Origin of the sequence: Candidatus Weimeria sp. HCP3S3_B5 (genome assembly GCF_052064335.1) — a bacterium.
Classification (GTDB): domain Bacteria; phylum Bacillota; class Clostridia; order Lachnospirales; family Lachnospiraceae; genus Weimeria.
This window is the reverse complement of sequence record NZ_JBQHVU010000001.1, coordinates 34,349-54,744: the sequence shown is the minus strand read 5'-3', so window position 1 is coordinate 54,744 and position 20,396 is coordinate 34,349. Positions and strand designations below refer to the sequence as shown.

Here is a 20,396-nt window from a genome sequence, read left to right as displayed (position 1 = left end):
CCTCCTTAGATCATTCCTGAGAATCCGAAGAAGGCCATAGACATAAGTCCTGCTGTGATAAGGGTCATTGCAGTACCCTTGAAATACTTCGGATAATCATTATAGTGATACTTCTCGCGGATCCCGGCAAGAATGACGATAGCCAGGAAATATCCAAGTCCGGTACCTATACCATATACGACACCCTGAAGAATGCTGTAGTTGTTGGTCACGTTCTTTAGAGCTACACCAAGGACCGCGCAGTTTGTCGTGATAAGAGGAAGATAGACACCTAAGGCCCGGTAAAGGGAAGGTACGTTTTTCTTGAGGAACATCTCAACGACCTGGACCAGAGCTGCTATTACAAGTATGAAAACGATAGTATCAAGGTACTCAAATCCTGTTGGTACCAGAATATACTTATAAAGAAGTCCTGCGACGACAGAAGCGATCGTAATGACAAAGGTTACTGCTCCTCCCATTCCAACTGCTGTTGAAGTCTTTTTTGATACTCCAAGGAATGAGCACAGGCCAAGGAACTGGCTTAGGAGCACATTATTTACTATAAAGGCTCCGATGAAAATAAGGGCTAGATTACTCATTTACTTCGCCTCCTTCTGCTTTGACTTCAGATTGTCGATGGCTTCCTTAACGTTAGGGTCGTCACTTGTCATTGCCTTCTCAAGAGCATCCTCGTCATTGCAAAGGCATGAATTCGCAACAGGTGCAAGCGGCTTTCCCTTGGCGGCCTGCTTTTCTCTTACTATATTCATGATCACCACGAGAAGAGCAAGTATGAAGAAGGCGCCCGGAGCCAGGATAAAGATCGAAACAGGAGTATAGCCTGCCTTTCCACTAGCCTTGTCAGCCAGTGGAAGAAGCTGGAAGCCAAATATCGTTCCTGCTCCAAGAAGCTCTCTTACTGCTCCGATAAAGATAAGGGAGGCAGTAAATCCAAGTCCCATACCAAGACCATCAAACAGGGAAGGAATGACAGGATTCTTTGAAGCGTAGCTTTCGGCACGTCCTAGTATGATACAGTTTACTACGATCAGAGGTATATAGATACCAAGTGCATCATAGAGTGTAGGCAGGTATCCCTGAATCAAAAACTGCACTATAGTCACAAATGAAGCAACCACAACTATAAAGGCCGGCATACGCACTCTGTCCGGTATCATCTTCCTTAGAGCCGATATCAGGGCATTGGATAATGCAAGCACCAGCGTAGTCGAAAGTCCCATACCAAGTCCATTCATTGCAGATGTTGTAACTGCAAGTGTAGGACATATTCCAAGTACAAGGACAAAGATAGGATTTTCCTTTACTATTCCGTTATATAGTCTTTCCTTAGGGCTATCCATTACTCTTCACCTCCTGCTATACTCTTGTAATACTCAAATCCGGCGTCAACTCCGTTGGTAATAGCGCGGGAGGTAATTGTAGCTCCGCTTATCGCCTGGATCTCATTATCTTTAGGCGTATCTTTTGTCACAGTATACCTGCCGGCAGAGATACCCTTGAACTGATCCTTGAACTTAGGCTCTGTTGACTTCATGCCAAGTCCCGGTGTATCAGAGATCGAGGTAATCTGATAACCGTTCATCACTCCCTCGTTAGTCACGCCCATAGAGAATGTTGCGTTGCCGCCGTAGCTCTTTGTCACAACTGTGATCACGTATCCTAGTGTTTTTCCGCTATTGTCACAGGCCTCTACACAGGCAGTGATAGATATATTGTTATATCCGGCCTTCTTTATCAGCGCATCGGCCTTGTCTGGATCGAAATCAGAATAGTCTTTAAAGCTTGCTGCCTTTGTAAATACAGCCTTATAGGCGTCATTCGTCGCCTTCTCGGCAGCAGCATTACGAGGAGAAAGAGTGATCTGATAGACCAGTCCCAGAAGCAGTCCTGATACAAGTGTGATCACGGTCAGTCTCATAGCATCCCTAAGAATCGATTTCTTGTCACTCATGCTACACCCTCCTTTGCTTTCTTAGCCTTCTTTTCCTTTCTGATACCAAAGGCTCTAGGTATTGTAGCCTTCTCAATCAGAGGTACGAAAAGGTTCGAGAAGATGATCGCATACGAAACTCCCTCCGCTGAGGAGCCGAAGAATCTGAATATGCCTGTCATTACTCCCAGGAGTATTCCATAGATTATCTGACCTGACGGGGTTATAGGACTTGTCACATAGTCTGTTGCCATAAAGAAGGCTCCAAGCATAAGTCCGCCTCCTGCAAGCTCTGCTACAAGGAAGTTCATGTCAAAACCATGTCCGCCAAAGATGATAGTAAAGACAGCGAAGGTAAGGATATAGGTACCAGGTATGCGTAAGGTGATGACTCCCATAAGTATAAGGAAGACAGCTCCTATAACGATTGCTATCATAGATGTCTCACCTATTGTCCCCGGTACGTTTCCAAGTATAAGCCTTAGTGTGTCAACACTCTTTCCTGCCTTTAATGTAGCAAGTGGTGTTGCTCCTCCGAAGGTATCAGTAAATCCCCTGTAATCAGAGAAATCTGTCATCAGTCCTGCAAATGAGATAAGCAGGAAGCATCTGGCACCAAGAGCCGGGTTCATGAAATTCTGTCCGAGTCCCCCGAACAGCTCCTTTACCACGATTATAGCGAAGGCTCCGCCTACTATACCAAGCCAGATCGGAACTGAACTTGGAAGGTTTAAGGCCAGAAGAAGGCCCGTAACTACCGCTGACAGATCCCTTGTCGTATTCTTTCTATGGACTATCCTGCAGTAGATATACTCGGAAAGTACACTTGCTGCCACTGTAGAAACAATGACTAAAAGGGCCCTTATTCCGAAATTAAAGATTCCAAAAATAGTTGCCGGAAGCAGGGCTATGATCACATAAGCCATGATCCGCTGTGTATCATCCTTTGCCCTTACATGAGGCGAGGAGGTTACATTAAGCATTTTCTTCTCTTCCAATTCACTCACCTCATTTCTTATCCTTTGCTGCTGCCTTTTTCTTTTCAGCAAGCAGGAGCTTCTTCAGGGTCTTTATATGCTGGGCAAGAGGACGTCTTGCCGGACAGCCGTAGCTGCAGCTGCCGCATTCAACGCACTCGAGCCCGTACCACTTTTCAAATTCTTCCTTCTGTCCATGCGTAGCGAAATCCGCAAGCCTTGAAGGAACGAGCCTCTCAGGACAGGCCTCAACACATCGGCCACAGTTGATGCAGGCGCTTTCCTGATATTCGCTTGCCTCGTCCTCTGTAAGACACAGGAGGGCCGATGTAGTCTTGGTGGTCGGAACATCAAGTCCATAAAGCGCAAATCCCATCATAGGGCCGCCGCTTATCTCCTTCTTTGCCTCATGTATCAGTCCGCCTGATGCCTCGAGAAGCTCCTCATAGCTTGTTCCTATACAGATACGGTAGTTGCGTGGCTCGCACACTGCCTCTCCTGTAACAGTAAATACCCTGTTCATTACAGGAATCCCAAGCTTTACCGCATCATAGATAGCGATAAGGGTAGCCACATTGTCAACTATGCAGCCAGCATCAGCAGGAAGCATCTTTGAATTGATATCTCTTCCTGTAACAGCATGTATGATCGTTCTCTCGCCGCCCTGAGGATACTTGGTAAGGAGAGGCACAACACTAAGACGGTCATCATCCTTTGTCAGCTCTGTCAGCTTTTCAATGCAGTCAGACTTGTTGTTTTCGATTGCGAATACTCCCTTAGCCTTCGGGAAAAGCTGCAGGACGATCTTCATCCCTCCTATGAGCTTGTCCGGCTCCTCCATCATTTCCCGGTAATCACTTGTAAGGTATGGCTCACATTCAGCACAGTTGGCTATTATGTGATCAATCTTTTCAGGCTCCTTTGGAGAAAGCTTGACATGTGTAGGAAAGCCTGCTCCTCCCATACCGACTACTCCTGCTTCACGGATCTTTCCAATGATCTGTTCGTTTGAAAGCTTTGTCACATCATCGGTCCCCTCGAAGCCAACCTCCATGAAGTTCCCGTCACTTTCAATGATGATCGAATCCACCATATCTCCTGTAGCTGTACGGCGCTTTTCTATGCCCTTTACAGTACCGGAAACCGATGAGTAAATCGGCGATGAAACAAAGCCGCCGGCCTCAGCAATCTTCTGACCGCGAAGAACCGTATCTCCTCCTGCTACAACAGGCTTTGCCGGAGCTCCGATATGCTGAGATACCGGAAATACCAGCTCGCCCTTTGGGAGAAGCTCCTTGATAGGCTTGGACTTTGAAAGCTCCTTGCCTTCGAAGGGATGGACACCGCCTTTAAATGTTTTAAGGCTCATTCAGTTACCCCACTTTCTAGTTACTTTTCCAACAGTGAAATCATTTTCAATAAGCTATTCGCTTAACTTCACTAGAACATTATATCACTTTTGCACATAAAGAGAAAAGACATTCACTATATTTTTGTATATTTTTGCGGACAGCCTAGGCTGCTGTCTGCAAAAATATAAGAGCTGCACAGGAGAGTGCAAAGGCCATGACTCCCGGATTCCAGCATACCGTAGAGACAGTCGCGCCGGATGGAAGCTCTTTTTCCATACGGTATAAGCGAAGTCTCGACATGGAGATGAAAAATACTGCAATACCGGCTATGGCAAGTCCATAGTAAATAGCAAGATAGACTATAGCCATAGTATGATAAAAGCCTGACAACTTCCCCTGCATGGCCGAAAGGATAAGAGGAGATACTATTCCGCCAAGGAAGTTTATAAGCATATGGAGTGAGATACTGTAACGGAGTCTTCCTGTCTTTTCATATATGGCACCAAGGATAAGTCCCAGTCCCATCGCATAAAAGATCTGGGAAAAATTCCCGTGAAAGAGACCGAAGGCTGCCGCTTGAAATACTATTGCTGTCCTTTCCCCATACGGCCGCAGCCTGTCTATAAGAGTACGCCTGAATGTATACTCCTCGATAAGAGGAGCAAGTATCACCATAAAGAGTATCCGTACATAGACAGGTCCCTGGTCTGACATTACAGAAATACCTGAGACCTTATTTACAGGAAGGATAAGTCCCAGTAGAAAAAGGACAAGAAATCCTGCAAGGGCTCCTGCTACCATTACGAAAAAGGATGATGGTATTGCTAACAGATATTCTCTGCCTCCAAGCGGCCGGTCTTTATAGTAAGCTGCCTTTACTCTTTTTATCACTGCAAGTCCAGCCGGAAAACCGATCAGATACTCGGGAAGCATCACGACAGCCCAGCTTCCCCATGAAGTATCCATTACTCCCGGAAAATAGTGCATGATTAGCTTCGATATAAGAAACTGGGATGCAATAGATAATATTATTATAAGCGCAAGTCCAAGTCCTATCGTAGAAAAATCATGTGCTGCCGATTTCAGATCACCCTTGTAATCTGAAATCGAGGGCTTATCTGCCCTTACTCTCATATCCTCAAGGTTTACAGGAGTAACAGAGAAGAATAAGCAAGCTACAAGGACATTTACCAGAGCTATATATGGTATATATGCACTCATGTCTCCTTTCATATATCCAATGTAAAGGATTATGAAATCCGGAAGCAGGCCGAACATAAGAAATGTCATGAATACGACCTGATGGACACTCTGATCGATCGAATCAGATATGACCGAATCAATAAAAGCTCTTACAATCGATGAATAGATATTTGTCGTGATCACTATGATAAAGCCGATCAATAGTACAGCCGGCGCCGGTCTGAAGGCCAGAGCTACGAGTACTACAGATGGCAGTAAGTCCAGGCAGCATACTGTGCTTCCTCCGGCAAGTGAGAAGAAGAGCTTCTTCCATGGACTTTCGGGTATCATTCTGTAGAATCCGGTCTTTAAGTCCTCTGAGCTTTCATTCTGGAAGGATCTGTAAAAGACCAGTAGGCTAAGAGCCGTAAATGCAGCCAGGGCAGGCTTTATCCCCCACTGATCCCTTGCTATCACTCCTGCCATAAAGGAGATGGCAAGATATATGACTGAGGTCCTTGTAACCAGACCCTTTCCCTTTTTCCTGAATCTAAGCTTCATATCCTTGAAGAAAAAGACCGAGGCTCCTCTTCCGTGTCCTATACCCTCTTCCTCTGCGGAAAGGCTTTTATGCTTAGCTTTTCCTGACGGGATAGCAAGGCCCATCTTCTGGACCTTTTCCATCTGTTTTTCGATCTGGTCGGTCTTTTCAAGAGCCGATTCGTAGTAACAAGCCTTCTGTCTGTATATCAGGATTACAAGAAAAGCCGCAAAAAAAGCCGATAATATGGCATCTGTCACTGCCATTATGACATTTCCCTTAAGGCCATAATAGGCCATTCCCTTCAGCCATCCATAACAGGGAATAAAGGTGGATCCTCTGAAATTAAGGACATGATCCGCTGCTGTCCCTATGGCTATACCTCTTATCTTCTGATAGGAAAGTATAAGGCAAATAATAAGGACTAAAGCTGCTGTAACCGCATACTTAATATTCTTCTTGAGAAATTCATATCTGTCACAGAGCAGGTAGAATAAGATCTGGGACAGCTTTGCTGTGATGAAGGCAAGGATCCAGGCCAGTATCAACATAAGCTTGGAGAAGAGACTTATCTTTATCATATCAGCAAATGCGAAGCTGCAGATCACCAGATAAACAGTCAGAAAGACAAAGCTTCCCATCCTGACAAAAAGCCTGAACATAAGAACAGACTGGGGCTCCAAAGGAGACGGAAAAAGTATTCCGGCATCGGCAGGCAGAAATATGCTTCCTCCTGCATCTGATGAGCCTATAAAAAAAAGAAAAAGGATTATTATTCCTGCTGATATAAATACAAAAACAGCCCTCTGCCCCGTCAGGCCGGACGACCTGATAAGAGCCTTCACAGCGGAACGGCCCTTATCTGACCGATCTGCTGCCTTGGTCTTCTCTTTCTCAGCCGACATTTCGGTCTGCCGGGTCCTTTGGGCCGCCATAGAGCCTCCTATAGCGCCGGCTAATCCCCCAAGCAGAGCACAGGCTATGATAAATATGATTATCTTTGTACGAAAGATCTTCCTGACCTGATTCACAAAGGAATGCCAGACATAATAACCGAACAGTCTCACCTTTCTCCTCCCTCTGTGATATCAAAAAAGATATCCTCCAGGCTTCTTCCTGTATCCTCAACCTGCTCCCTGGTCATATCACCGTACAGGCTTCCATCCTTCATTATAAGGACCCTGTCCCAGATCATATCGATGGAATCGATTATATGGGTGCTTACAATGACAGTCTTCCCTTTCTGCCTCTCCTCCTCTATTATCTCCTTCAGCTTTTTTATGGCATGAGGATCAAGGCCTATCATAGGCTCATCCATGATAATAAGCTTCGGGTCACTTAAAAGGCCAAGACATAGATTTACCTTCTGCTGCATACCCTTTGACAGCTCGTCCCCGAACTTCTTTTCCTTGTCCCTAAGCTCGAAGGCATCAAGGAGGGCATTTGCCCTGTCCTTATAATCGCTTAATCTGTAAGCTCTGGCAAGGAACTCCATATGTTCTATTATAGACAGATTCGGATAAAGAGCCGGAAGCTCAGGTATATATCCCATAAGGCGTCTTGCCTCAGGTGTCTTGTTAAGGATACCGTCTACCGTTATCTGTCCGCTGTATCTGAGGAAGCCTGTTATAGACTTGAAAAGAGTGCTCTTTCCGGCACCATTTGGCCCTAAAAGCACATTAACGGTGCCATCCTCAAGAGTGAAGCTGACATCGTTAACTGCGGTGGTTTTTCTGTATTTTTTTGTTATATGTTCTACTTTAAGCATAAGCCAATTATAACAAAAGTACTGCCCCTGTACAATATATTAAAACTTAATTCTGCTTATCTGTTATCATACAGGTATTTTACCATATGAGCAATATTCTCTGCATGATCGCCCATTCTCTCGAAATACTTGGCGATCATCATTATATCGACTCCTGAGGCTGCATCCTTTTTCTTGTTGTTCCTGATAGCCTCAATCACTGATGTCTTGACCTCATTGAAAAGGTCATCGACTGTATCGTCGTACTTGATCACACTTTCTGCTATATCTGTGCTTTTCTCGACAAAGGCCTCCACACTTTTTGAAACCATATATGATGCTGCGTCAGCCATCATAAGTATAGGCACCTGATTCTTAAGAGGCGAATCTGCCACATAGGGAACGATCTCAGCTATATCGAGTGCGTTTATCCCGATCCGCTGCATATCCACAATGACCTTTGAGACCGCAGAGATGTTTCTAAGATCGCTAGCTACAGGCTGCTCCATCAGGATCAGTCGATAGCACTGACCCTCTATATACTCCTGCTTTTTTACTATAGCATCAGAGACCTCCTTTATCTCCTCAAGGTCACCCGGCTTAGCATCTGCAAGAGCATCGACATCCTTTAAGATAGCCTCCTTACAGAGCTTGCCCATTTCGACAAGAGAAGCATTGAGATCCTTAAGTTCTTCATTATATCTGTCTCTCATATCAGCCAAACCTTCCTGTGATATAATCCTCTGTCCTCTTATCCGATGGATGCGAGAATATAGTCTCAGTATCATCGTACTCTATAAGCTCGCCTAATAAGAAGAAAGCTGTCTTGTCTGCTATTCTGGCAGCCTGCTGCATATTATGGGTTACCATTATAATAGTGTACTTTTTCTTCAGTTCAAGCAGAAGGTCCTCGATCTTTGAAGTGGAAACAGGATCAAGAGCCGAAGTCGACTCATCAAGTAAGAGCACTTCAGGCTTTACAGCCAGAGCTCTTGCGATACAAAGTCTCTGCTGCTGTCCCCCGCTCATCCCAAGCGCTGAGGTACGAAGTCTTCCCTTACACTCATCCCAGATAGCAGCCTGCTTAAGTGATGTCTCCACTATCTGATCAAGCTCCTTTTTCTTATGGACTCCAAGTATCCTTGGACCATAGGCTATATTATCATATACGCTCATAGGAAAAGGATTTGCCTTCTGGAAGACCATTCCTACACGGCTTCTTAGGACATTGACATCCATATCATTGATGCTTTCACCCTTTAGCAGTACCTGACCATCGATCTTTACATCCTCGATCAGATCATTCATTCTGTTTAACGTGCGCAGGAATGTCGACTTTCCGCATCCTGACGGACCGATAAGAGCTGTGATCTGCTTCTCGGGAATATCTATATTGATATTCATAAGGGCATGGTGTTTTCCATACCAGAGATTTAATTCCTTTGTTTCGATTACGCTTGTCATGTTGTCTCCTTACTTTTCCGACTCTCTCATCTCTTGAGCTTCCTGGCTAAAAGCTTTGCACTGATATTTATTGCAAAGGTGATGAGAAGAAGGATAACAGCTATAGCAAAAGCTACATTGAATTCTCCTCTTTCCTTTGCATACATATAGAGTGAAACCGTAAGAGTCGCTCCTGCGTTACCCGGCATAACTGCCTTTGCCGGAGAAAGTATCTGATTTGCCATTCCTGCTGTATAGAGTAGAGCAGCTGATTCACCTACTATCCTTCCGACTGAAAGGATTATTCCTGTTACAATACCGTCCATAGCGCATGGTAGCACTACTGTGCGGACCATATGCCATCTTCCGCCGCCTAATGCAAGAGAGCCCTCCCTGTAGCTGTCCGGGACTGTCTTCAAGGCCTCCTGAGTAGTCCTTATTATAATGGGTAGTGTCATGACTGCAAGAGTAAGAGCACCTGCAATGATCGAAGTCCCGAAGTTTAATGCCTGAACAAATATCAGCATTCCGGCAAGTCCGTAGATGATAGAAGGTATACCGCTTAATGTCTCTGTCGCAAGCTCTATTACCCGGACCAGCTTTTTGTTTGTCGCATACTCGTTTTGATATACTGCCGTACCGACTCCAATAGGCAGAGCAAATACAAGAGCTATCAATATGATATAGAGAGTGTTTAAGATATTTGGCAGGATTCCTATATTATCATCCAGAAGAGACGGGACTGTGGAGAGGAAATTCCATGTCACATATGGTACGCCTCTGTAAAAGATATATCCGATTATAAGAGCCAGAAGAGCTGTCGTAAGTGCTGCAGCAAAATACATAAGTCCTCTTAACAGGGCTCCCTTTACTCTTCTTTTTGTGGAGATCCTTTCCTTTGCCTGAAGGATCATATCAGTCGTACCTGTCGCATCCATTATTTTATCTCTCCTTTCGAAGTTAGCTTCCTTAATACGAGGTTAATAAGTATAATAAAGAAGAAAAGCACTAGTGCTATTGAGAAAAGAGCCTGCCTCTGGAGTCCTGAAGAGTATGACATCTCACTTGCCACTGCTGTGGTAAGGAATCTGACGCTCTTGAAAATCCCAGGCATATTTGCCACATTACCTGCAACCATCATTACTGCCATTGCCTCTCCTATCGCACGTCCGGTGCCCAGGATTACAGAGGTAAGCACTCCGCTTCTTGCGGCAGGCAGGGTAACCTTGAATACAGTCTCGGTATAGGTGGCTCCAAGAGCCAGTGAGCCCTCCTCATATTCCTTTGGCACTGCCCGGAGTGCTGTCTCAGACTCAGAAATAATCGAAGGGAGCACCATGATCTGGAGCACTATAATCGCTGAAAAGAGATTGGCTCCGTCCGGGAGATTAAAAAGCCTTCTCACTCCTGGAACTATTATTATCATACCGAAGAGACCACAGACTACTGAAGGTATTCCTGCAAGAAGATCTACCGCCTCACGGACTACAGCAGCTACAGGTCCCGGCGCCATTTTTGCCAGAAAGGCTGCAGCGAATATCCCAACCGGTACACTTATAAGAAGTGCTCCAAGCGTACCATATACTGATGTAAGTATGAATGGCAGGATACCGAATGACGGTTCTGCTGCAGTTGATGCCCACTTTGTTCCGAACAGGAACTTAAAGATACCGATCTTTGTTATAGCCGGAACTCCTGATATCACAAGGAAAACTGTGATAAATAGCACAAACGCTATCGAGAAGAGACCAAAGATAAGGAAGATTGTGTGGAATATACTCTCTATACCCTTCTGCCTTTTAAGCCGTGACTGTAATCTGACTACTGAGTCCATTATTATCTCCTTTGTTTGTCAGGGGTTAGGGTTTAGGGGGTTGTTGATAGTATTTACTATACCCTGTTCCCTGGCCCCTGGAACCTACTTAGAAACAGCGCCGGCCTTTGAAACATACGCTGCTGCATCAGAGCCTGTGCAATAATTGAAGAATGCCTTTGCAGGTGCGCTTAATTCCTTGCCGTCCTTTGTGATCAGGTTGAAATTACGCTGGATCTTGTAGGAACCATCCTTTACTGTATCCTCTGAAGGTGCTACATCATCAACCTTTATAGACTTTACTGTATCGTTAAGATCTGCAAGAGAAGCATATCCGATTGCATTAGGATTTCCTGCTACTGTCTGGATAACATCACCTGTAGAGGTAAGCTCCTGTGAGTACTTGCACTTCTCCTTTGTATCTGTTATGGTCTCGAAACCATCACGTGTTCCTGATGCTGCCTCACGGCCGATCACTACGATCTTTCCATCTGAACCGCCGACATCCTTCCAGTTGGTGATCTTTCCTGTATAGATCTGAGCTATCTGGTCCATACTTAAGTTTTCAACGCCATTGTTAGGATTTACTATCATAGCAATTCCATCGATAGCTATTGTAGTCTGGGTCAGTCCCGAGCTCTTCTCATCATCTGTAAGATCACGGCTGGCAAGACCTATATCACAGCTTCCCTTCCCTACTGCCTCAATTCCTGAACCTGATCCTGTAGGATTATAGGTAACCTTTACATTAGGATTCTCCTGCATAAAGGCCTCACTCAGGTAGCCTATTACCTTCTCCATTGAAGTGGATCCGTCTGTTGCTACTGTTCCGCTTAAGTCTCCTCCTGCTTTGTTTGAGGATGACTTTGATCCGGTATCAGATGAGGCATCAGCCTTCTTTGTCGATCCCTGGCCGCATCCGGTAAGGACTGTTGAAACTGTAAGTGCTGATAAAAGCAGCAGGGAAAAAAGTTTTTTCTTCATTGTGTACTCCTTTTCATATCAAAACTACTGGCTTTCCCTTGTTACAGCTGTAATGATACACTTTCAAAGTAACAAAAAAATAACGGAGGGGTTAAGCCTCCGTTAAAGATTGTAAAATGCCTGTTAAGTTGTCTCAGAATACTATCGTGATAGTGGTGCCCTCTCCTTCGACAGAAGAAAGGATTATCCTGGCATTATGGATTGCAGCCGCATGCTTTACTATTGAAAGGCCAAGCCCTGTTCCTCCTGTCTCCCTTGAATGGCTCTTGTCGACCCTGTAGAATCTCTCAAAAATCCTTTCCTGATCCTTCTTCGGTATCCCTATTCCCGTATCCTTAACAGTGATACACGGCTTCCCCTCTGCCATCTCAGTTGTCACAGTCACCTTACCGTCAGGCTTGTTGTATTTGATAGCATTCTCCACTATATTCTGTATCATCTCATCAAGCACCTGTCTGTATCCGTTCACCTGAAGGTGATTTCCTATAAGTGAGACATGTACCCCGTATTCTCGGGCCTTTGGCACAAGCCTTGTTATTATATCAGAGGACATCTGATAGAGATCGCACTGTTCCCTGTCGATACCTATCTCTCCTTCATCAAGCTTGGAGATCTTTATTATATCGTTGACCAGATTTATCATTCGGTTTGCTTCTCTATAGATCCTGTCTGAGAAATCAGGAATATCCTTCTTCTTTACAAGACCGTCCCTTATGATCTCGGCATAGCCGGAAATCGATGTTAGAGGAGTTTTAAGCTCATGGGAGACATTTGCCGAGAATTCCTGTCTCATTGCAACCATGGCATCCTTCTGCTTATTCTGCTCATCTATTCTTACAAGAAGCGGCTTTATCTCCTCGTAGACATCATTGTCGAGAGGATTGTCGAGATCCAGGCTGTTTATTGGCCTTATCAGATCTGATGCTGTTTTGTGGGCAAAATAGAAGGCCGCTATCAAAAGCAGAACTACAGTTATGATCATGGCCGGCAAAAGCTCAAGTACGGTAGCAAGAATCGATTTTACCGATTTTGCTATCCGAAGTACCCTTCCGTCATCAAGCCTTATAGCAGAATAATACATATCCTCCTTTAGAGTATCGGACTTTCTTTTGTCCATTCCTCTGCCCTTCCTGAAGGCTGCAGCGACCTCTGGTCTGTTCTTATGATTTTCTAGTGTATGGGAATCCTCCTTTGAATCATAAAGTACCGATCCGTCCCTGTCTATAAGAGTGATCCTTGTTCCGGTCTGAAGATGCTTTAATGACTTAAGGAAATCAGAGCCGTTATAATTTACTGCCTCTGAAAGATATTCCGATTCATAGATCACATTCTTCTCGGAAATGCTTACTATTGTCCTGTATACAAAAAATATGGTGACAGCATAGGCTATTGTTAGAGCCAGTGCTATCACCTGAATCATTCTTGTCTGTATCTTTTTCTGCATATTATTTCTCCCTTATCCTGTATCCCAGGCCTCTTACAGTCTCTATCCGGTCGCCCTCGTTCTTAAGCTTCTGTCGCAGGGACCTGACATGGACATCGACTGTTCTTGTCTCTCCATCGAAATTATAGCCCCATATATCCTCTAGCAGCTGCTCTCTTGTAAGAACCACTCCGCTGTTTAGTATCAGCATCTTGAGCAGCTCGAATTCCTTTAACGTAAGGACTACCTCCTTGCCGCCCACTGTTACCTTATGGCGCAGAACATCTATCTTAATAGAGCCGGAGCTAAGCACTGGTTCATCGCTGTTCTTTCCCTTGCCGCTTCTTCTCAGTACTGCCCTTATCCTAGATACCAGCTCCATCATTCCAAATGGCTTTGTCACATAGTCATCTGCTCCCATATCAAGCGCAGATACCTTGTCATATTCGGCACCTTTTGCAGTAAGCATGATAACAGGGATCGATCTGGTCCTCGGATCCTTCCTCAAATCAGACAGAAGCTCCATTCCATCCTCACCAGGAAGCATTATATCAAGAAGAACCAGCTCAGGAAGTTCATTCTTCAGTGCAGTATGAAACTCTACTCCTCCCGGAAAGCCCTTGGCCGGAAGGCCGGTAGAATCGAGCGTATAGACCACAAGCTCTCTGATATTGTCATCATCCTCAACACAGTAGATCATATCATGTTCTCCTTTATGTCATATACAAAAAAAAGGAAGTTCTGCTCGCTAACAAGGAAGTTCTCTTCGCTAACAAGGAAGTTCTCTTCGCTAACAAGGAAGTTCTCTTCGCTAGGTTCGACCTTCGCTTATCAGCTCGGTCTCACCAATCTTAGAGAACGACCTCGCTTCGGATTCGAGCTTCGCCTTTGGCTTGCTCTCATCTCGAAGCTTTCGGCCTCTATTCTAAAAACCCACTGTAAAATCTGCAAGTACCCTATTGTAAAATCCATGTAAAATCCTCTGATCACCATCTGATACCGGATATCACTACAAATGCTGCAAAATAGACCAGCTCGCATATGCAGAGAAAATGTCCACAGGTATCACCGCTTATACCACCGAATTCCTTTTCATATAAAACCCTGGATATAAGCAGCCATACCACGCAGCAGAGCGTTGCTGCAAGAGCTGCCATGTCCGCAGAATGCAGCATCAAAACCGTTGCGATCGCAATATATGAGATCATTATAAAAACTGTCGAGAACTTCTGAACAGCCGAATCGAAATGAATAAGGGAGCTATTATCATCCCTTCTCTTAAAGGAGGCTACAGAAATGCCGGAAAGAGAACGTGATATGACAAAGGCATAAAGAAGTGAATTAAGACTTCCCTTCCCTGCTGCCTCAAAGATCCCGGCTGTAAAAAGGCCGGCTAAGACCAGAAGCCATATCACTCCGAAGGCTCCGGTATGAGAATCCTTCATTATCTCGATCTTTTCTCCCTGACTCCTGTGTGAACAAAGCGCATCGATCGTATCCATGAATCCGTCTATATGGAATCCTCCGGTAAAGGCCACTACCGCAGCGCTTAGTATCACAGCAGCTGATACCTGACTTATACCAAGAAGCTGGCATCCCCTGTGTATAAGGAAAAGAATGCCTGATAGAGCCGCCCCGACCAGAGGAAAAAAGTCAAGTGATCTGTCGTAGCATCTCTTATCCCATTGAAATCCCGGCATAGGTATAGTCGAATAGGTCGAAAAAGCTATCACAATGCTTCTTAAAATATCCATATACTACACCAGTGAAAAGGTAATATCCATCTGGCTGTCCTTGTAGACAAGCTCCATCATGGCCCCGTTTATCATAGTAAAATGTGGCAGAGTGTGCCCTATGTCGGCCCTCTGTATGACCGGAATATCACCTAATGCCATCTCGGCAGCCTCTCTATATGAAAGCCCTGTATCTGATGATTCAAAAAGAGTTCTGCCTACTATCACAGCCTCTGTATCATCGAACCATCCTGCATATCTCATCTGAAGAAGTGTTCTGTAGAATGCCTCGGCGCCCAGTGAGAAATTATCAAAGTACCAGATGAAATGATCATCCTTATATCTTCTAAGGAAGTCCTTAGTTGCGTCAAAAGGAGTACCGATCATATCCTTTAGCACATCTATACAGCCACCTATGCATCTTCCCCTTGCACTGACATAGTCCCTGCTGCAAGTCATATCAGATGGCCTGTCATAAAAAGTATCATCTGATGCAAATGGCGGAATCGACATATACATAGGGTAGCTCTTCTCAGTAAGAGACTCTCCCTTTATCAGAGAAAGATTATCCTTTACATAGTCAGGTACAGGGTATCTGCTGTAGCCACCTGCGTTAAGACCGTAAATAGTTGCAACATCACACTTAGTCGTATAAGGATATAGTATTCCTGTAGGATCGGATGCTCCCATCAGCCATTTGGGATTTGCCCTCATCAGATCAAGATCAACATAAGGAAGGCACTCGTCAAGAAAATCTCCGCCCGCAGCGCACATGACAAAATCGACCTCCGAATCTGAAAATAGAGAACCCAGCTCCTTAGCCCTTGTCACAGCATCAGCACTTCTGTCCCCCACATTCCTTACCGACTCCGTCTCCTTTATAAAAAACCCCTCAGTCTGCAGAAGGGCGCAGCTTTCTTCCCACTGACCAATATCATCACCTACGCCGGCGCTCGGCGCTGCGATTCCTATAGTACTCCCATTCTGTAAAAATTTCGGGTATATCATCTTATCTCCTGTCTTTATTTAAGCCAAATCCTGCATCCCGCTTAATAAATCATCAGATCTCTGAAAAATCCGCATCAATGGCGGCTGTTACAGTATAGCCGGGATATTCCTTTCTTACCTTTTCAAGTGCGCTGTTAAAGGCTTCCAGTCTGTCAGGCGCCTCGAAGCTCACCACAAGATCAAAGCGGATCGTTTTTTCCTCCTCATCCATATAGAATCCATGCATCTGGAGTATATTCGGGCACTTTTTTACAATACCCTCTATCTTGTCCCTTACTCCTATTACCATAGGATTCTTTGTATTATAGGAATAAACGCTTACTGCTGTAAGAAGGACCTTGTACTTATTATAGATCTCTCTTGTAATCTTCCTTGTAAGCTCATCTATCTGGTCAGCGGTACAGGTATCCGGAACCTCTATATGAAGCGAACCGATATAATGATCAGGGCCATAGTTATTAAGGACCAGATCATAGGCTCCTCTTACTCCATCCATCTCTCTTACTGTCTTTTTTATATCTACAACGAGCTGGGTATCAGCGCGTTCTCCAAGGATCTCTGAGATAGTATCACGAAGCATATCTATGCCGGACTTTATTATAACGACAGAGATAATAGCTCCAAGCCATGACTCAAGTGAAAGACCTGATGCTATATAGATAAGAGCTGCAAGCAGAGTCGAGGCTGAGATCACTGAGTCAAGTGTGGCATCCCTGCCGGAGGCGATAAGCGAATCGGAATTTACCCTCTTTCCGACCCCCTCTACATATCTGCCAAGGATTATCTTTACAAGGACGGCCACTGCCACGATGATAAGGGAAAGCAATGCATAATCGGGTCTCTTCGGATGTATGATCCTTGCTACTGATTCCTTAAGGGAGGTAACTCCTGCATAGAGCACAATGATAGAAATTATCATGGCGCTCAGGTATTCAAGCCGCCCGTATCCGAACGGATGCTTTCTGTCAGCCGGCTTTCCCGCAAGCTTTGTCCCGACTATAGTTATGACGGAGCTGGCCGCATCCGAGAGGTTATTTACTGCATCAAGTGTGATAGCAATAGAACCTGAGAGTACTCCGATCACAGCCTTAAATGAGGCAAGAAGGATATTCGCAAGTATCCCTACTATACTGGTCCTTACTATCTGTTTGTTTCTGTCTGTTTCTGCATCCATTGTCTACTCCAATCTGTTTAAGCTGCTATGATAGATCCCTATTCCCGCAACGACCTCTATCATCTCACCCTTATTTGCCAGAAAGCCATGCAGGGATCCAAGCATGCTCATATATCTTTCAGTCAGCCTGTCATAGCTCATCCCCGATGAAAATATATCATCAGAAACTATCACAAGCTCCATGCATCTGTCTATCAGATATAAAAGATCCTCCCTGACCTTATCGTCCGCATGATAATCCACAGTCCCGTCCGGAAGGAACATGGTATTTGCAAGCAGATTCGGCAGATCCTCCAAAAGTACCACTGCATTATCGGCTAATGGCAGGCCAGATATGTCTTTAGTCCGCTCAATGGTCCAAAAGCCCTTCCCGGCCCTTCGTCTCCTGTGACGATCGATCCGGCCAATGTTTTCTCCTGCAAAGGGCATTGTGGCCAGATAGATCTTATCCAAACAGGTGTCAAGAAGCCCCTCCGCCAGATCACTCTTGCCGCTTCCGCTTCCCCCGTATACAAGCCTTAGTCTCTTCACTTCTTCATATCCTTCTTCTCTTCTCCTATAAGCCTTCTGTTTAAAGGATTGAAAAGCTCTATGAATGGTCCTAGGCAGAGTGCTGTGATTATAGTAGTGACTCCCGGCATCTGTCTTCCTATCAGTCCAATAAGGACCATTATACAATCCGAGGTCAGTCGCACGGTCCGAAACCTGAACCTTACCCTTTCGGATATCGACAATGGAATGCAGTCATAGGGAGAAACTCCCATATCGGCCACATGATACATAGAAGATGAGTAGCACAGAAGGGCTAGACCAGCGAAAAGGAAAATGATCCTTACAGCGATCGATGCGCCCGGCAGCAGCCCCTTTAGTGTCTTGTAGGTAAAGTCTATCACATATCCCATAATGACCATATTGTAGACCGTTCCTATACCAAGCCTCTTCCTGTCGAGAAAAAGTAAGTCTATTGCAAGAAGCAGCAGGCAGACTATAAGGGAAAAGGTCCCAAAGTCAAGAAGGCCAGTCATATGCCATAGCCCGAGCACTCCTGAATTATAGGGATCCATACCGAAATTGCAGAAGCGAAGCATTCCGGCGCTTACCGCACAGAGAGTCTGGCCGGCCAGCATCATTATCATCCGTCTTGCTTTCATATCAGACTTTCTATCCTGTTTACGACCTCATCGATAGTCATATCAGATGAATCAACCTCTACTGCGTCATCTGCCTTTCTCAAAGGAGATATCTCTCTGTTCATATCTGCCTGATCACGCTTTTTTATATCCTCGATAATTCTGTCAAGATCAGGACTCTCTCCCTTATCCATAAGCTCCCTGTATCTTCTCTCTCCTCTGACCTCTGGCGAGGCAGTCAGATATATCTTAAGGAAGGCGTCAGGCAGGACACATGTGCCAATGTCACGTCCGTCCATTACGACGTTTTCCTTTTTTGCAAGCCTGCGCTGAAGCTCTGTCAGATTCCTTCTCACCAGAGGATATGCGCTTACCACGCTTGCAGCATTACCTACCTCCTCTTTTCTAATCTCGTTCGAGACGTCCTCGCCATTCAAAAAGACATGAAGATTTCCGTCCACATATGAAAGACTCACATCGGCATTCTCTGACTCAATCTCGACCTTATCCCTGTCATGTATATCTATTCCATTACGGAGCATATAAAGACCTATGCTTCTGTACATGGCTCCGGTATCTATATAGATATATGAAAGGTCGGCTGCGACCCTTTTTGCTATAGTTGACTTGCCTGCGCCTGCAGGTCCATCTATTGCTATCTGTTTACTCATTGCAATTCCTTTCATAGCCACGACTGGCAGAATATCCGGCCAGCGCTCCCATTGAAAAAGCACAGGTCAGATTATATCCTCCTGTCAGGGCATCAACATCGATAAGCTCTCCGGCCACAAAAAGCCCCGGGATCTTCTTTACCTGCATAGTTTTGGGATCGACCTCCTTTACCGAAAGACCTCCTCCGGTAACAATCGCCTCCTTAAAGCCTCTGGTCCCTGTGATCGTCATTGGAAAATGTCCGAGCTGGAACTGTATCTTTTCCCTCTCCTGCCTGGTTATCGAATTGATCTTTCGCTTCTGATCTATTCCAGTTAGTCCTGCGATGACAGGGCATAGCTTTGATGGAAGAAGCTCATCAAAGAAATGTGAGAAATCCCTGTTGGGATTTTCACAAGCTATCCTTATAAGCCTGTTATGAAGCTTTTCCGGAGAAAGATGAGGCTTCAGATCGACCCAGGCCTTAAGCTCTCTTTCCCTGTAAAGAAAGTCCGCGATCCTTGATGATGCAGACAGGACAATAGGTCCAGACAGACCGAAATGAGTGAAGAGCATCTCTCCGAATTCAGAAAAGACAGCTTTCTTTTTCTTTTCTGAATAGACATTAAAGGTCACATTCTTAAGTGAAAGCCCCTGAAGCAAAGGTATATAGTCCTCCTTAGTCAAAAGAGGGACGAGAGCTGGATAAGGTCTTTCTACTTTTAGTCCAAGTTCCTCAAGCATAGGGATCATGTTGCCATCTGAACCTGTGCTCGGATAGGATAACCCTCCTCCGGCAAGTATGACCGCGTCGGCTCTTATCTCATTTCTTTCAGAAATATGACCTTCTCTTGCTACCTTAGCTCCTGCTATCTGGCCATCCTCTATTATAAGCCCTGTAAGGCGGGTATGTAAATGTATTTTCACACCTGCCTGACTCAGGGTATCTGTAAAGGCCCTTGTGATATCTGAGGCATGATCAGACTCTGGAAAAACCCGGCCTCCTCTTTCTACCTTTGTCGCAACACCGGCATCCTCTATGAATCTGATCAGATCCCTGTTATCGCAATGAGCAAAAGAGGAATACATAAATCTGGGATTTGAAACTATATTGGCATAGAAGTCATCGACAGGAGCAATATTTGTGAAATTGCATCTTCCCTTGCCTGTTATATATATCTTTTTGCCGGCCTTTTCGTTCCTGTCGAGTAGAACAACCTCGGCTCCGTTTCTTGCAGCACTTACAGCTGCGGCAAGTCCGGCGGCGCCTGCGCCTGCTATTATTATCTTCATATAAATAATATA

21 protein-coding genes are annotated in these 20,396 nt (G+C 45.0%); all 21 read right to left on the bottom strand.

Annotated features, from left to right (window positions below):
• Window positions 1-5 precede the first annotated feature (5 nt).
• Complete coding sequence (locus ACTNCK_RS00260; RefSeq protein ID WP_441080245.1) at window positions 6-581, bottom strand: electron transport complex protein RnfA; 576 nt, start codon at window positions 579-581, stop codon at window positions 6-8.
• Entirely contained in the window at window positions 582-1,343 is a 762-nt protein-coding gene (gene rsxE, locus ACTNCK_RS00255; protein ID WP_441080244.1) for an electron transport complex subunit RsxE, read from the bottom strand.
• Window positions 1,343-1,954, bottom strand: a complete 612-nt coding sequence (locus ACTNCK_RS00250; RefSeq protein WP_441080242.1) for an FMN-binding protein — start codon at window positions 1,952-1,954, stop codon at window positions 1,343-1,345. The genes rsxE and ACTNCK_RS00250 overlap by 1 nt, the downstream gene beginning before the upstream one ends.
• Window positions 1,951-2,916 carry an RnfABCDGE type electron transport complex subunit D gene (locus ACTNCK_RS00245; RefSeq protein ID WP_441080503.1) on the bottom strand — a complete coding sequence of 322 codons (966 nt, stop codon included), beginning with the start codon at window positions 2,914-2,916 and terminating at the stop codon, window positions 1,951-1,953. Before ACTNCK_RS00245 ends, ACTNCK_RS00250 begins: the two co-directional genes overlap by 4 nt.
• Before the next feature lie 25 nt (window positions 2,917-2,941).
• Window positions 2,942-4,279, bottom strand: a complete 1,338-nt coding sequence (rsxC, locus tag ACTNCK_RS00240) for an electron transport complex subunit RsxC (protein ID WP_441080241.1) — start codon at window positions 4,277-4,279, stop codon at window positions 2,942-2,944.
• Between the two features lie 145 nt (window positions 4,280-4,424).
• Window positions 4,425-7,052, bottom strand: a complete 2,628-nt coding sequence (locus ACTNCK_RS00235; protein ID WP_441080240.1) for a putative ABC exporter domain-containing protein — start codon at window positions 7,050-7,052, stop codon at window positions 4,425-4,427.
• Window positions 7,049-7,753, bottom strand: a complete 705-nt coding sequence (locus ACTNCK_RS00230; RefSeq protein WP_441080239.1) for an ABC transporter ATP-binding protein — start codon at window positions 7,751-7,753, stop codon at window positions 7,049-7,051. The genes ACTNCK_RS00235 and ACTNCK_RS00230 overlap by 4 nt, the downstream gene beginning before the upstream one ends.
• A 56-nt stretch (window positions 7,754-7,809) precedes the next feature.
• Window positions 7,810-8,445, bottom strand: coding sequence for a phosphate signaling complex protein PhoU (gene phoU, locus ACTNCK_RS00225; RefSeq protein WP_441080238.1), 636 nt, complete (start codon window positions 8,443-8,445; stop codon window positions 7,810-7,812).
• A gap of 1 nt (window position 8,446) precedes the next feature.
• Window positions 8,447-9,196, bottom strand: coding sequence for a phosphate ABC transporter ATP-binding protein PstB (gene pstB / locus ACTNCK_RS00220; RefSeq protein ID WP_441080237.1), 750 nt, complete (start codon window positions 9,194-9,196; stop codon window positions 8,447-8,449).
• A 26-nt stretch (window positions 9,197-9,222) separates the two neighbouring features.
• Window positions 9,223-10,113 (bottom strand): phosphate ABC transporter permease PstA, encoded by an 891-nt coding sequence (pstA, locus tag ACTNCK_RS00215; RefSeq protein ID WP_441080236.1) that lies wholly within the window; start codon window positions 10,111-10,113, stop codon window positions 9,223-9,225.
• Entirely contained in the window at window positions 10,113-11,009 is an 897-nt protein-coding gene (pstC, locus tag ACTNCK_RS00210) for a phosphate ABC transporter permease subunit PstC (protein ID WP_441080235.1), read from the bottom strand. The genes pstA and pstC overlap by 1 nt, the downstream gene beginning before the upstream one ends.
• 84 nt (window positions 11,010-11,093) lie before the next feature.
• A complete protein-coding gene (locus ACTNCK_RS00205) occupies window positions 11,094-11,972 on the bottom strand; it encodes a phosphate ABC transporter substrate-binding protein (RefSeq protein WP_441080233.1) in 879 nt (292 codons plus the stop codon).
• Window positions 11,973-12,105: 133 nt separating this feature from the next.
• On the bottom strand, window positions 12,106-13,416 hold the full coding sequence (locus tag ACTNCK_RS00200) for an ATP-binding protein (protein ID WP_441080231.1): 1,311 nt from the start codon (window positions 13,414-13,416) through the stop codon (window positions 12,106-12,108).
• Between the two features lies 1 nt (window position 13,417).
• A complete protein-coding gene (locus ACTNCK_RS00195; RefSeq protein WP_441080230.1) occupies window positions 13,418-14,095 on the bottom strand; it encodes a winged helix-turn-helix domain-containing protein in 678 nt (225 codons plus the stop codon).
• Between the two features lie 286 nt (window positions 14,096-14,381).
• Complete coding sequence (locus tag ACTNCK_RS00190) at window positions 14,382-15,149, bottom strand: adenosylcobinamide-GDP ribazoletransferase (RefSeq protein WP_441080228.1); 768 nt, start codon at window positions 15,147-15,149, stop codon at window positions 14,382-14,384.
• A 3-nt stretch (window positions 15,150-15,152) separates the two neighbouring features.
• A complete protein-coding gene (locus ACTNCK_RS00185) occupies window positions 15,153-16,136 on the bottom strand; it encodes an LD-carboxypeptidase (protein ID WP_441080226.1) in 984 nt (327 codons plus the stop codon).
• Window positions 16,137-16,188: 52 nt separating this feature from the next.
• Window positions 16,189-17,310 carry a cation diffusion facilitator family transporter gene (locus ACTNCK_RS00180; protein WP_441080225.1) on the bottom strand — a complete coding sequence of 374 codons (1,122 nt, stop codon included), beginning with the start codon at window positions 17,308-17,310 and terminating at the stop codon, window positions 16,189-16,191.
• Window positions 17,311-17,313: 3 nt separating this feature from the next.
• Window positions 17,314-17,841 carry a bifunctional adenosylcobinamide kinase/adenosylcobinamide-phosphate guanylyltransferase gene (locus tag ACTNCK_RS00175; protein WP_441080224.1) on the bottom strand — a complete coding sequence of 176 codons (528 nt, stop codon included), beginning with the start codon at window positions 17,839-17,841 and terminating at the stop codon, window positions 17,314-17,316.
• Complete coding sequence (locus ACTNCK_RS00170; RefSeq protein ID WP_441080223.1) at window positions 17,838-18,461, bottom strand: YczE/YyaS/YitT family protein; 624 nt, start codon at window positions 18,459-18,461, stop codon at window positions 17,838-17,840. The genes ACTNCK_RS00175 and ACTNCK_RS00170 overlap by 4 nt, the downstream gene beginning before the upstream one ends.
• The gene (gene cmk, locus ACTNCK_RS00165; RefSeq protein ID WP_441080222.1) at window positions 18,458-19,111 is read right to left on the bottom strand and encodes a (d)CMP kinase; all 654 of its coding nucleotides are present in this window, start codon (window positions 19,109-19,111) and stop codon (window positions 18,458-18,460) included. The genes ACTNCK_RS00170 and cmk overlap by 4 nt, the downstream gene beginning before the upstream one ends.
• Window positions 19,104-20,384: an NAD(P)/FAD-dependent oxidoreductase gene (locus tag ACTNCK_RS00160; protein WP_441080221.1), complete on the bottom strand. Its 1,281-nt coding sequence runs from the start codon at window positions 20,382-20,384 to the stop codon at window positions 19,104-19,106. The genes cmk and ACTNCK_RS00160 overlap by 8 nt, the downstream gene beginning before the upstream one ends.
• Window positions 20,385-20,396 lie beyond the last annotated feature (12 nt).

Bases quoted from the DNA above. Each gene is read 5' to 3' on its own strand.
- ACTNCK_RS00260 (WP_441080245.1), bottom strand. From the start codon at position 581: ATGAGTAATCTAGCCCTTATTTTCATCGGAGCCTTTATAGTAAATAAT.
- rsxE (WP_441080244.1), bottom strand. From the start codon at position 1,343: ATGGATAGCCCTAAGGAAAGACTATATAACGGAATAGTAAAGGAAAAT.
- ACTNCK_RS00250 (WP_441080242.1), bottom strand. From the start codon at position 1,954: ATGAGTGACAAGAAATCGATTCTTAGGGATGCTATGAGACTGACCGTG.
- ACTNCK_RS00245 (WP_441080503.1), bottom strand. From the start codon at position 2,916: ATGCTTAATGTAACCTCCTCGCCTCATGTAAGGGCAAAGGATGATACA.
- rsxC (WP_441080241.1), bottom strand. From the start codon at position 4,279: ATGAGCCTTAAAACATTTAAAGGCGGTGTCCATCCCTTCGAAGGCAAG.
- ACTNCK_RS00230 (WP_441080239.1), bottom strand. From the start codon at position 7,753: ATGCTTAAAGTAGAACATATAACAAAAAAATACAGAAAAACCACCGCA.
- phoU (WP_441080238.1), bottom strand. From the start codon at position 8,445: ATGAGAGACAGATATAATGAAGAACTTAAGGATCTCAATGCTTCTCTT.
- pstB (WP_441080237.1), bottom strand. From the start codon at position 9,196: ATGACAAGCGTAATCGAAACAAAGGAATTAAATCTCTGGTATGGAAAA.
- pstA (WP_441080236.1), bottom strand. From the start codon at position 10,113: ATGGATGCGACAGGTACGACTGATATGATCCTTCAGGCAAAGGAAAGG.
- pstC (WP_441080235.1), bottom strand. From the start codon at position 11,009: ATGGACTCAGTAGTCAGATTACAGTCACGGCTTAAAAGGCAGAAGGGT.
- ACTNCK_RS00205 (WP_441080233.1), bottom strand. From the start codon at position 11,972: ATGAAGAAAAAACTTTTTTCCCTGCTGCTTTTATCAGCACTTACAGTT.
- ACTNCK_RS00200 (WP_441080231.1), bottom strand. From the start codon at position 13,416: ATGCAGAAAAAGATACAGACAAGAATGATTCAGGTGATAGCACTGGCT.
- ACTNCK_RS00195 (WP_441080230.1), bottom strand. From the start codon at position 14,095: ATGATCTACTGTGTTGAGGATGATGACAATATCAGAGAGCTTGTGGTC.
- ACTNCK_RS00190 (WP_441080228.1), bottom strand. From the start codon at position 15,149: ATGGATATTTTAAGAAGCATTGTGATAGCTTTTTCGACCTATTCGACT.
- ACTNCK_RS00185 (WP_441080226.1), bottom strand. From the start codon at position 16,136: ATGATATACCCGAAATTTTTACAGAATGGGAGTACTATAGGAATCGCA.
- ACTNCK_RS00180 (WP_441080225.1), bottom strand. From the start codon at position 17,310: ATGGATGCAGAAACAGACAGAAACAAACAGATAGTAAGGACCAGTATA.
- ACTNCK_RS00170 (WP_441080223.1), bottom strand. From the start codon at position 18,461: ATGAAAGCAAGACGGATGATAATGATGCTGGCCGGCCAGACTCTCTGT.
- cmk (WP_441080222.1), bottom strand. From the start codon at position 19,111: ATGAGTAAACAGATAGCAATAGATGGACCTGCAGGCGCAGGCAAGTCA.
- ACTNCK_RS00160 (WP_441080221.1), bottom strand. From the start codon at position 20,384: ATGAAGATAATAATAGCAGGCGCAGGCGCCGCCGGACTTGCCGCAGCT.